The organism is Clostridioides sp. ZZV15-6597, assembly GCF_020657815.1.
Lineage (GTDB): Bacteria > Bacillota > Clostridia > Peptostreptococcales > Peptostreptococcaceae > Clostridioides.
Window position 1 is genome coordinate 1 of record NZ_JAGWCT010000252.1, and the last position, 468, is coordinate 468.

Genomic DNA, 468 nt, shown 5'->3' on the forward strand with positions numbered 1-468 from the left:
TAACAAGGTAGCCGTATCGGAAGGTGCGGCTGGATCACCTCCTTTCTAAGGAGAATTGCCTACTGTTTAATTTTGAGAGTTCTTTATGAACTTCATATTTGGGGGTGTAGCTCAGTTGGGAGAGCACTTGCCTTGCAAGCAAGGGGTCAGGAGTTCGACTCTCCTCATCTCCACCATTAAGAGTATATTACTTAAATCTTCGATTTATCTAGTAGCCTCTTACATGCACTTTAAGCAACAGAATAAACTGAACACATGTGAAGTTTGTTTGTTGGCGACGTGCGTTAGCACTTTAAGCAACGGAATTTATTCGTTGGCGACGTGCGCTAGCACTTTGAAAACTGCATATATATATTTAGTGATATGACATCTAATTTGTAATATATAAAGTTGATAACTTTTTAAAATTATCGAAGTTGATAGCTTCTAATCTATCAAACCTTTTTAACTGGTCAAGTTATTAAGGGT

At 37.8% G+C, this 468-nt stretch carries 1 tRNA gene; it reads left to right on the forward strand.

The features are described from left to right. Positions 1-100: 100 nt before the first annotated feature. Positions 101-176: transfer RNA gene (locus tag KGF52_RS21140), tRNA-Ala, on the forward strand. Positions 177-468: the final 292 nt, after the last annotated feature.